Origin of the sequence: Iodidimonas muriae, assembly GCF_014647255.1 — a bacterium.
GTDB lineage: Bacteria > Pseudomonadota > Alphaproteobacteria > Sphingomonadales > Rhodothalassiaceae > Iodidimonas > Iodidimonas muriae.
In genome coordinates this window covers 41,492-54,465 of record NZ_BMOV01000001.1, presented here as the reverse complement: position 1 = coordinate 54,465, position 12,974 = coordinate 41,492, and the positions used below count along the sequence as shown (strand labels likewise).

Below are 12,974 nucleotides of genomic sequence, written 5' to 3'. Positions count from 1 at the left end.
CCGGAAACCGTATCTTGCCAAAAGCACAGAGCATAGGCAATGCGATTGATTTAACCGCGATAAGGTTTTTCTACCCATGAGTGTTTGCGCTGAACATATGAAATTCATCCAAAGTCGCACAGACAGCAACCATCTCTCCAATCTTTACCGCATGTCGGCGGGGCTGTTCCATGATTAATGGCGTATCCAGCCCTTCAGAGGTTAAAATGAGCCGTTGGACCGGCCCCAAAAGCCGGGCATCTTCCACCCGCATAGGAACCCCATCACCCGGTTTTGCAAGGGTTAATGCCGTGCCTCTGAAATAAATAGCAACATTTTCGCCTTCAAGAGAGGGAGACGCGGAAATCGGCCCAAAAAGCGTGGCCACCTTGCCATTCTGCACCGATCCCATCAAATGATTCGGGGCGCCGAAAAAGGTCATGACAAAAGGGTCCACGGGATTGAGATACACCTCTTCGGGGGTTCCCGCCTGTAAAACCCGCCCGTCCCGCATGATGATGATGCGGTCCGCCACGGCCAATGCCTCATCGGGATCATGGGTAACGATCAGCGTGGGAACCGCCCGGCTTTTCAAAACAGCCACGGCCCTTTGCCGCACATCGGCGCGCAAGGTCACATCCAGACCGGAGAAAGGCTCATCCATCAACATCACATAGGGTTCGGGCGCCAAGGCGCGGGCCAGCGCCACCCTTTGTTGCTGGCCGCCGGAAAGCTGATGCGGCCAGGCATCGGCATAGGCTTTCAGATCCACTTGATCCAGAAGATCCAGAATCTGTTGGTCCCGCGTGCTTTTATCGCGGTTCTGCACACCAAAGGCGACATTTTGCGCCACCGTCAGATGGGGGAATAACGCAAAATCCTGCAGCACAAGGCCAACACGGCGCTGTTCGGGGGGCACATGCACATCTTTGGAAGCCACCTGCCGCCCGCCGACACGCACCGTGCCCCGCGTCAACCGTTCCAGCCCTGCCGCTATCCGAAGGCAGGTTGTTTTCCCACAGCCCGAAGGACCAAGCAGACAGACAATCTCTCCCGGTGCCACCGTAAGGGAAACGCCGCGCACCACATCGTCCCCATCATAGGCGAACTGCACATCCTGAAGATCCAGCGCACCGCTCATGACTGCTCCTCATCAAAGGGCAATGTCGGTTCCATCCCCGAATCCGCCACATCGCGTTCCAATGACAGGGCAATGGCCTCTTCAAGATCGATCTGCGCTTCATCTTCATTGTCTTCTTGCGCCCGCACGGTTTCGCTCTCCATCTTGTCCAGGGCCTCATCCACCGTATCAAGAAGGCCGGCGGCCTTAAGATCCGCAAGGCCGGGCAGCGCATCCAGACTCTCAAGTCCGAAATGGGCCAAAAAGCTGTCTGTGGTGCCAAACATCAAAGGACGCCCCGGCGAACGCTTACGCCCGCGGGGTTTCACCCATCCCGCTTCCATCAGCACATCCAAAGTCCCGCGGGACAAACCGACCCCGCGAATATCCTCGATCTCGCCGCGAGTCACCGGCTGGTGATAAGCGATGATGGCAAGGGTTTCCACCGCAGCCCGCGACAATTTACGTGGGTCGTCCTTTTCCCGACGCAACAAGAAAGACAAATCCGTTGCGGTGCGAAATTGATATCCGCCCCCGACCGATGCCAACACGATACCGCGATGCTTATAGCTCTGTTCAAGCAAGGCCACCGCCTTTGCAGCATCAACCTCTTCCGGTATCAAGGCCGCAATATCGGAAAGCGTCATGGGATGGTCCGCCGCAAACAAAATGGCCTCCACCATCCGCACATGATTTACATGGACATCTTCAGGCCCATCGGTGGCATTGGCCTCTTCACCGCTCATCATTATCGCTTTCCATGCTGTCATAGCCCGCATCATCACGCCGCCGGACATAAAGTGGCCCATAGGCAACCATTTGCCGAATATCTGCACGCCCGGTGCGTGCCAATTCCAGACTGGCCACAAACATACTGGCCAGAGCCGACCGGCGCATCCGCGGATCATCCAGATGGGTGGGTAAGAAATCGCGCAATTGCGTCCAGTTGAACGCGCCGCCCACCAGATCATTCAAGCGCCTTACGGCCTCGTCCAGCGCATAGACCGGCCGCTTGGCGATGTGCATCGAGGTCACAGACCCCCGCACCCGAATATCCGCATAAGCACGCAAGAGATCATAAAGGCTGGTGTCATAAACCGCATGATAATCCACCGCCAGACCTTCCGGCGCACCATGGGTAAATACATCGCGGCCCAATCTATCCCGCGCCATCAAGGCGGCCCCCGCTTCCCGCATGGCCTCAAGCCTTTGCAGACGCACCTGTAGGCGCAAGGCCAATTCTTCGGCGCTGGGTTCTTCCGCATCGTCTTGTCTGGGCAATAAAAGCCGCGATTTCAAATAGGCCAGCCACGCCGCCATCACCAGATAATCCGCCGCCAATTCAAGCCGCAATTTCCGCGCTTCGGCGATAAAGGCCAGATATTGCTCCACCAAGGCCCGGATCGAGATTTTTTCCAGATCCACTTTTTGGCTGCGGGCCAACATCAAAAGCACGTCCAGCGGGCCTTCAAACCCTTCCACATCCAGAATCAGGGCATCGGGCGCAGTCGCAGAGTTCTGGCGGGCAAGGGCTGCATCGGATGGTCCGTCGAACCCGTCCAGATTATGCTGCTGCCCTTCATCCGGTTGCGCCGTCATGGCCTTTACCCCAACCGTAATACCGACAGAATACCGTCATAAAGCCATTGGCTGGGCACCAATAACAAGCTGCGCGCCGGATCGAACCCCAGCCCCAATTCCCGCGAAAGCATGGGCAGCAAAAACAACCCGCCTATCACAATAAAAAAGCCATAGCGCTCAAGTTTGGCATAGGGACGCGCCAGATCATAAGGCAGCAGGCCCACAGCCACGCGTCCGCCATCAAGGGGCGGAATGGGCAGCATATTGAAAATCGCAATCAGGCAATTGAAAAACACCATCACATGCAGCATTTGCACGGCCCAATTGCCAAAGCCACCGCCAATCGCCACAGCAAAAGGCAGCAAGCCCGCCCCGAGAAAAGCCAGAGCCAGATTTGTTCCCGGCCCCGCCAGCGCCACCAGAATCATGTCACGGCGGGGATTATGCAACCGCCGCACATCCACAGGAACGGGCTTTGCATAGCCAAAGGCAAAACCGGTCAACACAATCAACAATAAAGGCAGCACAATGGTGCCAAAAGGATCGATATGCACCATCGGGTTCAAAGACAGGCGCCCTGCCTTTTTGGCGGTATCATCGCCCCGGATCCACGCCACATATCCATGGGCCGCTTCATGCAATGTCACCGCAAGGAGCACCGGCAGCGCCCAAACCGCGATCTGCGCTATTGTTTCGCCCAATCCTGACATCATCGCGTCACTATACTCCACATCCGGTGCGGGAAAGCCCCGGTTATTCAGCGATTTACGCCCCGCCTCTCTGCGTTACACCCAGGCGCCGATCAATTGCGACAAGCGCGCACTGGCATTATCAAGATCGGCAGGGGCAGGATTGGCAATCAAAGACAGTGACTGCGACAGACAATCCGCAAGATCGGCGTTCATTATCTCGGTGGCCTCGAGAACCGTGCGGGCCTGATCAAAATCACCCGAACAATGCAACACCAGATCGCAACCCGCAGCCAAAGCCCGCGACGCCCGTTCAGCCATCGAGCCGTCCAATGCTTTCATGGTGATATCGTCCGATAGCAACACGCCATCAAAACCGATATCGCCACGAATGACATCTTCGATCATCTTGCTCGAAAGGGTGGCAGGCAATGCCGGATCAATGGCGTCATAGACAATATGGGCGGTCATGGCGAACGGGGCATCGGCCAGGGCTTTAAAGGGAACGAAATCCGTTTCACACAAACTGCGCACGTCCGCATCGATACGCGGCAATTCCAAATGGCTGTCCATCGTGGCGCGTCCGTGACCGGGGATGTGCTTGATCACAGGCAACACGCCAGCACTGATCATTGCATCCACCGCCACCCGACCCAAGCGGGACACCACATCCGGATCAGCGGAAAAAGCCCGATCGCCGATGATGTCATGGCCTTGGGGATAAAAGAGATCCAACACCGGCGCGCAATTCACAGTAATCCCTAGGCGGCGCAATTCGCATGCTTGCAGAGTTGTCGCCAGTTGAAGCGCCGCAGCCGCCTCTATGAAATCTTCCTGGGCAATGCGCCCATAAAGAGCCGCAGGCGGAAATTCACGCCAATGAGGCGGTTGCAAGCGGGCTACGCGCCCGCCTTCCTGATCCACCAAAACCAGCGCATCCGCATCGCCTACCGCATCCCGGAACGCCCCGATCAAACCCTGAAGCTGATCGGGTGTTTCGCAATTGCGCCGAAACAGAATAAGCCCGGCAGGGCGTTCAGCGGCACATAAGGCAGCTTCATCTGCCGTCAGTTCCAACCCGCTTACGCCGAGAATTATGGGTTTTGCTTTGCTCACTCCGGGGCCACCACGATGCAATTCAAATCCAGTTTCTTGACTTCGTCGCATTTTGCAAGGGCGGCAGCACGATCAGGGAAAGAACCAAAACGCACCCGATAATATGTCGCCATGTCCCGCTTGGTTTCGACAAGCTCCGACGTCAGATCGCCGAAAACCTCTTTATGTTCGAATTTCGTCTTGATCATCCATGTCTGCGCATAATGTTTCTGGCGATAAGCGGCCACTTGGATAGCCCATTGATCTCTGGGCAATCCTGCAGCTGCTTTTTCTTTGGACGGCTTTGATGCAGCACTGTCTTTTTCAGCATCCTTTTCTGCCATATCCGGCTCGTTCGCCTTCATATCGGCAACAGCGGCTTTCGCGCCGTCATCTTTATCCCGATCGCCCGATACTGCTGCCACAATATCTTTCACGCCCGATGCCACAGGCTCGGCGCTTTCCTCGATCCGCGCTTCCAAAGACGGCACATCGGGGCGTTCCAAAGGCGTTTCCGCAATGGGGCGAAGCTGTTCATCGGCATCGGAACGCTCACCAGATACCCGGTTGAACACCAGCTTGTCTTTATGGGGCACATCCATGCCGCCGCGATCTTCGGGCTCTATTTTCGTCGGGCCTTCAGGAGCTTTTACCAGAATCGGTTCGCCGCCGCCTTCGCCTTGAGAATAGATCATCCAGATCAATGCCGCGAACAGCACCACCACCGCCACCGAAATTCCGGCGATCAGAACACGCGGAAAAAGGCTTGGTTCGTCCTTTACGCCCGCGGCATCTTCATCCACCGGCTGAAGCCACGGAGGCGTTTCGCCATCATCTTGCGCGTCATTGTCATTGACCATAATTTTCCAAGGGCCTTCGCCCATCCCTTCCCCAAAGGTTTCAATGCATCTCGTCGAGTGGCTCCACACCTAGAACCGCCAATCCCGACGCAAGGACCACCGCAACCGTGCGGATCAAGGCCACCCGCGCCCGGGTCAGGGATTCATTCCCTTCAATAATAAACCGACGCTCCGGGCGATCATTGCCCTGATTATAGAGACTGTGAAACTCGGACGCCAAGTCATAGAGATAAAATGCCACGCGATGCGGTTCATGGGCAATGGCTGCCGTTTCCACAAGCCGTGGCCAAGCCGCCACCCGCTTGATCAAGGCAATTTCCGACTCTGTTTTCAACAAGCTCAAATCCGCATCCAAAAGGGCTGCATCTTCTGTCGCCATATCGGGAAAGGCTTCGCAAGCCTTACGCACCGCCGATTGCACCCGCGCATGGGCATATTGCACATAAAACACCGCATTATCGCGCGACTGTTCTTTCACCTTGGCAAAATCGAAATCCAATGTGGCGTCATTCTTGCGCATCAACATCATGAAGCGCACGGCCCCCGCCCCCACTTCATCCACCACTTCGCGCAAAGTGATGAAGGTACCAGCGCGTTTCGACATTTTTACCGGCTCCCCGCCACGGAACAGGCGCACAAGCTGGCAAAACCGCACATCGTAAAATGCTTTGCCGCCCGATATGGCCTTCACCGCCGCTTCCATGCGCTTGGCATAGCCCGCATGATCGGCCCCCAGAACCAGCACCATATGGTTGAAGCCCCGGACGAACTTATCATAATGATAGGCGATATCGGCGGCGAAATAGGTATAGCTGCCATCGGATTTTTTCAAAGGCCGGTCCACATCATCGCCAAATTGGCTGGCCCGAAACAGGGTTTGCGGGCGCGGTTCCCAATCCTGAGGCGTTTTGCCTTTGGGTGGCTCTAGAACGCCTTCATAAACAAAGCCTTCTTTTTCCAGCCAGTTGAGTGTTTCTTCCACCCGGCCCGATTGATGCAGGCTGCGCTCGGAGAAAAACACCTCATGGCGGATGCCAAGGGCAGCCAGATCATCACGGATCATGTCCATCATGGCTTCGGTGGCAAAGTCACGAATCGGCTGCATCCACACATCTTCCGGCTGATCCAGCCAAGCATCGCCATGGATATCTGCCAGTTTTTCGCCAACGCCGATCAGATAATCGCCGGGATAAAGACCTTCGGGAATGGCCCCCATATCGCGGCCCCGCGCTTCGCAATAGCGCCGATAAACCGAGCGGGCCAGCACATCGATCTGGGCCCCCGCATCATTGATATAATATTCCCGTGTGACCGCATATCCGGCCTTTTCCAAGAGATTGGCCAGCGCATCGCCCACAACAGCGCCGCGCACATGCCCCACATGCATCGGCCCCGTCGGATTGGCCGACACATATTCCACATTTACTTTTTGCCCTTCAATGGCCACCCCTGCCCCATATCCAACGCCTTCTTTCAGCACATCGGGAATACGGGCCAACCAGAAATCATCGGCAAAACGCAAATTGATAAAGCCCGGACCGGCAATCTCTGCGGCCACAACATCGTCGTTTTCCCGCAGCCGTGCCGCCAGATCTTCGGCAATGGCACGGGGGTTTTTACCGGCAGGTTTTGCCAGAACCAAAGCCGCATTGCTGGCCACATCGCCATGCGCAGGGTCCCGTGGCGGCTCTACGGTTACGGCATGAAGATCAAGGCCGCTGGGCAAGGCGCCATCAGCCTGTGCGCTTTTGATGGCCGCATCCAGAAGGGTTTTGAAATGTGCAAAGACGTTCATTTGGGGCTTGCCGATATACTGAAAAGTTTTTCGTGGTCACGCAGGGCGAAACGGTCTGTCATACCGCCGATGAAATCAGCCACTGCGCGGGCGGTTTCTGTGGTTTCCGGGCCGGTTGCGATCTTGGCCCAGAAGGGCGGCAACAGCTCTGGCTCGCTCATATACAGGGTGAACAGATCATGCACTACCCTTTTTGCCTTGCCGGTCATGCGGCGCACAAAGCGATGGCGGTACATATTGGTGAACAAAAAGTTCCGCAACACATCCACATCGGCTTTCATGGCAGGAGAAAAGCATATGACTGCATGATCAGCTGCGCGGATATCATCCACCGAAACAGGGTCCAGATCGGCGATCAACTGCCGGGAATGTGTCAAAATATCATCGGTCATCCTGCCAATCAGCCGCCGCACCAATTCATGGATACGCACATCTTGGGGAATGTCGGGGAATTTGGCATCCACCGCATCCAATGCATCCTGCACCAGTGGCACCTCGGCCAATGCCTCCAAAGAAAACAACCCGGCCCGCAGGCCATCATCAATATCGTGATTGTTATAGGCCACATCATCGGCAATGGCCGCCACCTGCGCTTCGGCACTGGGCCATGTGTGCAGCTCCAGATCATTCAGCCGCAAATATTCCTTCAACCCGAAAGCCAGACTATCGGGCGGGTTTTGCGAATCAATGGGAGCTTCCACAAGGGGGCCATTGTGTTTTGCCAGGCCTTCAAGCGTTTCCCAACAAAGATTAAGGCCGGTGAACCCCGCATAAGGATGTTCCAGCGCCGTTACCAGCCGGATCGTTTGGGCATTATGATCGAATCCGCCATAAGGCTGCATCGCCCGATCCAGAGCCGCTTCGCCTGCATGGCCGAAGGGCGGATGGCCCAGATCATGGGCCAGTGCCAGCGCTTCTGCCAGATCCTCGTTCAAACGCAAGGAACGGGCCAGCGCCCGGGCAATCTGCGACACCTCGATACTGTGGGTGAGGCGCGTGCGATAATGATCGCCTTCATGATACACGAAGACTTGGGTTTTATGCTTCAACCGGCGAAAAGTGCTGGAATGAATGATCCGATCCCGATCGCGCTGAAATACCGTTCGGGTGGCGCTTTCCGGTTCAAAAATCAAACGCCCGCGACTCTCGTTGCTCTTGGAGGCCCAAGGTGCCAGCAGCGTTTCCATCGCCATATGCGGCGCTAAATCAATTTTATGGTCCATTTTGGCATATGTATCGGCTCTTTACGCCCTGTGCAATGCGAACAGCGCATTGACACCGATCGTAAAGTTCCTAAATCTAAGCTCGAATCCGCGACCGTGTTTAGGAAACCATGATATGGCTGAAGCGCCACCTCCTGTAAAGCTGACCGAAAAAGCCGCCAACCGGCTGAAAAACCTGATCGCCGCCGAAGGTGGGGACGATCTTGCTTTTCGCGTCTCGGTTTCCGGCGGCGGCTGTTCAGGATTCAGCTATAAATTCGATCTATCGCGTGAAGAAGAGCCCAGTGACATCGCATCGAACCAACATGGCGTGAAGGTGCTGGTGGACGATATGTCGCTTCTCTATGTGCTTGGATCCGAAATTGATTATGTGGAAGATCTGATCGGTGCATCATTTCAGGTGAAGAACCCCAACGCACAATCCTCATGCGGTTGTGGATCTTCCTTTTCTGTATAAGCACCGATTTGGCTAAACGCGCCCTTCAGATCCGGTAAAACGACCCCACACCAGACAGCATCACATTGAACGCAAGGCTGATGCGTTCGCCGCCTTGGGTGGGTGTTTCATAGCCGTGCCGGATCTGGCTGGGAAACAGATAGCACAACCCCGTTTCAGATGGATAGGCAATGCGGTTGGCAGTAAAAATGGTTTGCTGCTTTGTTGTAATGGCCAGATAGGGCGATGTGTTGATTTCGGGCTTTTCAAACATCAAGGGCGCGCTTTGTTTGCGGTCTGCCTTTAGATAATAAACGCCGCTCACCACCGAATTGCCGTGAAAATGCATGCGTTGGAAGCCGCCTTCCGGTGCACGGTTCACCCATGCGTGGACGATGGCGAATTTCTCATAATCATAGCAATAAACATTATCGAGATAATCTTTCACGCAAGATTCCAGATGCTTTCCCAAAGCCTTGAATCGGTCTTCCTTCAAGATATTGCGATCCTGGCTGGTGGATTGGGTGGTTGAGCCATAATTCTGCTCAAAGTGCAGATCATCGATGCGCACATCCTTATGATCCGGGTTCTCATATCGAACCACCGCGCCTGCCGGGAAAATGGGGCGTACCTCGCCTTTCGGTTTTTGTGGCTGGGTCACAGGCCAAGTCCTTTCGTGCAGCGGTTGAAATACTTATACTAATTGCGTCTCAAATCTTCATAATCCGTTGCCATCCGCTCTGGCAAGGGACAGAGCGGACAAGGACCGGAAAAACAGCCCCGCCGGTTTTCTTTTCACCGGAATGTGCGCATGGTTTTCGCAATCTCCCATGCGTGATGCTTGACATTCTTCCCGGCAAAGGGCGATCAAACGCACATTCTTACTGTCAGACAAGGCTGGATCTCCATTTCATGTCCCAAAAGGCCGATACGTCCCATCCGCTTTATGGCGCAAACCTTGCCACTTTGTGGTCTGTATGGCGCAAAGCCGATGGGCTTTCCCCGGACCGTCGCCAACATATGCGCGGCGCTTTTGGTGCCGCCCTTGGGCGGTTGCCTTTTTCCCTTGTGGAACGGGCTTATGTGGCGGTGAAACGGCATCAGGCCAAAAAGGCACCGGCTCCTATCTTCATCCTTGGCCATTGGCGGTCCGGCACCACACATCTTTATAATGTGCTCTCCAAATCCGATCGCTTTGGCTATGTTTCGCCTTTCGCCACCGCCTTGCCTTGGGATTTTCTGCTTCTGGGCCGGGCGCTGGCACCGCTTTTGACGAAAAAGCTGCCCGAACATCGCTATATCGACAAGGTGCAGGTCAATGCGGATTCGCCGCAAGAAGATGAAATCGCCCTTGCCAATATGACCCCCTTGTCTTTTTACCACGGGCTGTATTTCCCCAAGCAATTCGACCACTATTTCCAACGCGGGGTGTTTTTCGATCACACCAACGCCACAGACATCGCGCAATGGCAGCGCGATTTGCGCTATTTGTACGACAAATTGGCCCTTGCCCAGCCGGGGCGGCGCTTGCTGATCAAAAATCCGGTCTATACGGCCCGACCCGCCATGCTGCGCACCATGTGGCCCGATGCGAAATTCATTCATATTCACCGCAATCCGGTGAAGGTATTTTTGTCCATGCGCAATTTCTACACGGCCTTGTTTGCGCAATTTGCCCTGCAAGATTGGTCGCATGTGGATATTGATCGGGTGGTGCTGGAAACCTATGCCCGCATGATGGGCAATCTGCGCGCCGAAACCAAAGATCTGGCCAAAAACCAGTTTGTGGAACTCAGCTTTGACAATTTCCAAAGCGATCCCATGGCCCAGATCGAGCGCATCTATGATCTTTTGGATCTGCCCGATCTGGATGCCGACCGTCCGGTGTTCGAAGGATATCTGGAAAGCGTGCGCGATTACCGCAAAAACAGCTTTACAGCATCCGATGAAGCGAAGGAAAAAGTGGCAACCCATTGGGGAGAATTTATCCGCCATTGGGGTTATGAGGACCAAATCTAATGATGGCAGGGCGCCTTGCATGCATGGTGCTGATGGGACTGATGATCTCCGCCTGTAAAGACAACAGGTCGCCCGCGCCCTCCTCTCCCATAACCGTTTCCAATTGCCGCAGTGTGGATGTGGAAGACACGCAAGGCCGCACGGTTACCGGTATCGAGGATATGGAGATCGATCACGCATCGGGGCGGATTTATCTGGCCGCCTATGACCGGCGCACGGCGCTGGTGAACACACCACCCGCCAATATTTTCCCCGGCGGCGTGCTGATGCTGGAGATGGCGGATCTTTCCAATCAACCGAACCGCCTGATCGCCCACCCCCTGCCCTTGCCCGACAACCGCCCCATACGCCCGCATGGCCTTGACCTGACCATCGGGGAAGACGGCACCCGCCGACTTTACACCATCGACCGTTTTCCCCATGCCATGGGGCAAAATCCGCGTCTTCTGGCTTTGACATTGACCGAAAACGGGCAAAGGATCGGTCTGGCCCGCCATATGGAAAATGCCCAGCCCTTATGCAACGCCAATAATATGGTCGGTCTGGGGGAAGGGCTTTATGTGTCCAATGATCGGGCGTCTTGCTGGGCCGTGGGACGGGCGGTGGAAAATATTTTCGGGCTGGCCCGCGGCACAGTCTTTTTCCAGCACAAAAGCGCCAGCTATCCAGTATCCGAAGGGCTGTATTTCACCAACGGCCTTGAAATTCTGGACGGTCATGCATCCACCCATAGCGAGCGCGCCTCCGACACCCCTTCCGCCCCCATCCTTCTTGTGGCCGAAACCCGCCGCAAATCCATCCGCGCCTTTTCCATAATGGATACAAAAAGCGGCCAATTGGGGCCGGTACAAGCCGACATATATCTTGAGGCTGCGCCGGACAATATCACCCTTGGCGCCGATGGTGCCGCTTATATCGCCGCCATCCCCGATCTGTCGGACTATGCGTTGTTCAAAAGCCGCTTCGGCCGCAACAGAACCCCCGACGGGCAGGTCTACCGCCTGTGGCGCGATCCCGAGAATGGATCCTTTTCCTGGGCGAAAATCCTCGATTTAAAGGGGGATATTCTGCCCGGAGCCACCGTTGCCGCCCAAAGCGGTCCATATCTGATCCTTGGATCGGCCTTCGCACCGGGCCTTGCCCTGTGCCACATTGATCTAGATGCAACAACACAAGAGCAAGCACAATGAGCCGATCTGTACTTGTTACCGGCGGGGCAGGCTTTATCGGCAGCCATTTGGTTCGCCAGCTTATCGGTTCAGGCTATGATGTGCATGTGCTGGACCCTTATGCCACGCCGCAAGCTCTTCCTGCGGGTGTTATATGCCACCAAGGCTCTATTCTGGACGATGCCGCCCTGGAAAAAGCCATGGCAGGGCGCAATCAGGTGTTTCATCTGGCCGCCAATGCACGGCTATGGGCGCGCGATCCGGCCATATTTGATGCCATCAATCACCAAGGCACCAAACGGGTAATCATGGCCGCAAAAAAAGCCGGAGTGCGCCGCTTGGTAGCCACCTCCACCGCGTTGATCCTGCGCGATTGGCGCGATCGCGACCCCAGCCCCATTGCCGAAACAGACCCGAAACCCGCGCTTCAGGGGATGGCTGGCCCCTATAGCCGGTCCAAATGGCACGCCGATGAAGCCCTGCGCCGCGCCATGGGGGATGGGCTGGAGGTGGTGATCCTTTATCCCACCGTTCCCATTGGCTCGCCCAATGGCTTCATCACCGAACCCACAGAAATGCTCAAAGGGTTTCTTTTCAACCCGCCGCCAGCCTATTTGAAAACGGCGCTCAATCTGATCGATGTGGCGCAAACCGCGCAGGCGCACCGGATTGCCGCCGAAAAAGCGCCGGCCAATAGCCGGTTTATTCTGGCAGGCGAAACCATTGAGTTTCAGGATCTTCTGGCCATTCTGCATCACATCAGCAACAAAGCCATGCCGCGCATATCCATCCCCTGGTGGGTGGCTTCATTGGCGGGACAAAGCGGAGACTGGACCGCGCGCGTCACCGGAAAAGCGCCGGCAGCCTCTGTGGAAGCGGTGAAGGTGGCAAAACACCCCAGACGCTTTGATATCAAGCAGGCACAAACCATTCTGGATTGGGCCCCGATGCCCGCAAAAGAGGCCATCACCCGCACTGCAAAAGCCATTCTGGGCCACTCATAGGGCA

13 protein-coding genes are annotated in these 12,974 nt (G+C 55.7%); 4 read left to right on the top strand and 9 right to left on the bottom strand.

Translation table 11 applies throughout. The features are described 5' to 3' along the window. Positions 1 to 70: 70 nt before the first annotated feature. From IEX96_RS00285 to IEX96_RS00250, 8 genes are all read right to left on the bottom strand, one after another. On the bottom strand, positions 71 to 1,120 hold the full coding sequence (locus IEX96_RS00285) for an ABC transporter ATP-binding protein (RefSeq protein WP_150004571.1): 1,050 nt from the start codon (positions 1,118 to 1,120) through the stop codon (positions 71 to 73). Continuing rightward, complete coding sequence (gene scpB, locus IEX96_RS00280; protein WP_229773425.1) at positions 1,117 to 1,848, bottom strand: SMC-Scp complex subunit ScpB; 732 nt, start codon at positions 1,846 to 1,848, stop codon at positions 1,117 to 1,119. Before scpB ends, IEX96_RS00285 begins: the two co-directional genes overlap by 4 nt. Continuing rightward, a complete protein-coding gene (locus tag IEX96_RS00275; protein WP_188873278.1) occupies positions 1,835 to 2,698 on the bottom strand; it encodes a segregation and condensation protein A in 864 nt (287 codons plus the stop codon). Before IEX96_RS00275 ends, scpB begins: the two co-directional genes overlap by 14 nt. Positions 2,699 to 2,703: 5 nt before the next feature. Continuing rightward, positions 2,704 to 3,393: a site-2 protease family protein gene (locus IEX96_RS00270; protein WP_229773424.1), complete on the bottom strand. Its 690-nt coding sequence runs from the start codon at positions 3,391 to 3,393 to the stop codon at positions 2,704 to 2,706. 72 nt (positions 3,394 to 3,465) lie between these two features. Further along, a complete protein-coding gene (nagZ, locus tag IEX96_RS00265) occupies positions 3,466 to 4,485 on the bottom strand; it encodes a beta-N-acetylhexosaminidase (protein ID WP_229773423.1) in 1,020 nt (339 codons plus the stop codon). Continuing rightward, positions 4,482 to 5,348, bottom strand: a complete 867-nt coding sequence (locus tag IEX96_RS00260) for an SPOR domain-containing protein (RefSeq protein ID WP_229773422.1) — start codon at positions 5,346 to 5,348, stop codon at positions 4,482 to 4,484. The genes nagZ and IEX96_RS00260 overlap by 4 nt, the downstream gene beginning before the upstream one ends. A gap of 16 nt (positions 5,349 to 5,364) precedes the next feature. Beyond that, entirely contained in the window at positions 5,365 to 7,119 is a 1,755-nt protein-coding gene (gene argS, locus IEX96_RS00255; RefSeq protein ID WP_188873276.1) for an arginine--tRNA ligase, read from the bottom strand. Beyond that, the gene (locus IEX96_RS00250) at positions 7,116 to 8,312 is read right to left on the bottom strand and encodes a deoxyguanosinetriphosphate triphosphohydrolase (RefSeq protein ID WP_150004567.1); all 1,197 of its coding nucleotides are present in this window, start codon (positions 8,310 to 8,312) and stop codon (positions 7,116 to 7,118) included. Before IEX96_RS00250 ends, argS begins: the two co-directional genes overlap by 4 nt. 145 nt (positions 8,313 to 8,457) lie before the next feature. Here IEX96_RS00250 and erpA point away from each other — a divergent pair, with 145 nt between their 5' ends. Beyond that, on the top strand, positions 8,458 to 8,799 hold the full coding sequence (gene erpA, locus IEX96_RS00245) for an iron-sulfur cluster insertion protein ErpA (protein WP_150001010.1): 342 nt from the start codon (positions 8,458 to 8,460) through the stop codon (positions 8,797 to 8,799). 25 nt (positions 8,800 to 8,824) lie between these two features. Here erpA and IEX96_RS00240 read toward each other — a convergent pair whose 3' ends face one another. After that, positions 8,825 to 9,439 carry a TIGR02466 family protein gene (locus tag IEX96_RS00240; RefSeq protein WP_188873275.1) on the bottom strand — a complete coding sequence of 205 codons (615 nt, stop codon included), beginning with the start codon at positions 9,437 to 9,439 and terminating at the stop codon, positions 8,825 to 8,827. A gap of 251 nt (positions 9,440 to 9,690) precedes the next feature. Between IEX96_RS00240 and IEX96_RS00235 the strand changes: the two genes are divergently transcribed. The 3 genes from IEX96_RS00235 to IEX96_RS00225 are packed head-to-tail and all read left to right on the top strand — an operon-like array spanning position 9,691 to position 12,970. Further along, entirely contained in the window at positions 9,691 to 10,797 is a 1,107-nt protein-coding gene (locus IEX96_RS00235) for a sulfotransferase family protein (protein ID WP_150004565.1), read from the top strand. A 23-nt stretch (positions 10,798 to 10,820) separates the two neighbouring features. Continuing rightward, positions 10,821 to 11,987: an SMP-30/gluconolactonase/LRE family protein gene (locus IEX96_RS00230; RefSeq protein ID WP_150004564.1), complete on the top strand. Its 1,167-nt coding sequence runs from the start codon at positions 10,821 to 10,823 to the stop codon at positions 11,985 to 11,987. Continuing rightward, positions 11,984 to 12,970: an NAD-dependent epimerase/dehydratase family protein gene (locus tag IEX96_RS00225; protein WP_150004563.1), complete on the top strand. Its 987-nt coding sequence runs from the start codon at positions 11,984 to 11,986 to the stop codon at positions 12,968 to 12,970. The genes IEX96_RS00230 and IEX96_RS00225 overlap by 4 nt, the downstream gene beginning before the upstream one ends. The last annotated feature ends 4 nt before the right edge of the window (positions 12,971 to 12,974 follow it).

Coding starts and splice junctions, on each gene's coding strand:
- IEX96_RS00285 (WP_150004571.1), bottom strand. CDS start 1,120: ATGAGCGGTGCGCTGGATCTTCAGGATGTGCAGTTCGCCTATGATGGG.
- scpB (WP_229773425.1), bottom strand. CDS start 1,848: ATGATGAGCGGTGAAGAGGCCAATGCCACCGATGGGCCTGAAGATGTC.
- IEX96_RS00275 (WP_188873278.1), bottom strand. CDS start 2,698: ATGACGGCGCAACCGGATGAAGGGCAGCAGCATAATCTGGACGGGTTC.
- IEX96_RS00270 (WP_229773424.1), bottom strand. CDS start 3,393: ATGATGTCAGGATTGGGCGAAACAATAGCGCAGATCGCGGTTTGGGCG.
- IEX96_RS00260 (WP_229773422.1), bottom strand. CDS start 5,348: ATGGGCGAAGGCCCTTGGAAAATTATGGTCAATGACAATGACGCGCAA.
- argS (WP_188873276.1), bottom strand. CDS start 7,119: ATGAACGTCTTTGCACATTTCAAAACCCTTCTGGATGCGGCCATCAAA.
- IEX96_RS00250 (WP_150004567.1), bottom strand. CDS start 8,312: ATGGCGATGGAAACGCTGCTGGCACCTTGGGCCTCCAAGAGCAACGAG.
- erpA (WP_150001010.1), top strand. CDS start 8,458: ATGGCTGAAGCGCCACCTCCTGTAAAGCTGACCGAAAAAGCCGCCAAC.
- IEX96_RS00235 (WP_150004565.1), top strand. CDS start 9,691: ATGTCCCAAAAGGCCGATACGTCCCATCCGCTTTATGGCGCAAACCTT.
- IEX96_RS00230 (WP_150004564.1), top strand. CDS start 10,821: ATGGTGCTGATGGGACTGATGATCTCCGCCTGTAAAGACAACAGGTCG.
- IEX96_RS00225 (WP_150004563.1), top strand. CDS start 11,984: ATGAGCCGATCTGTACTTGTTACCGGCGGGGCAGGCTTTATCGGCAGC.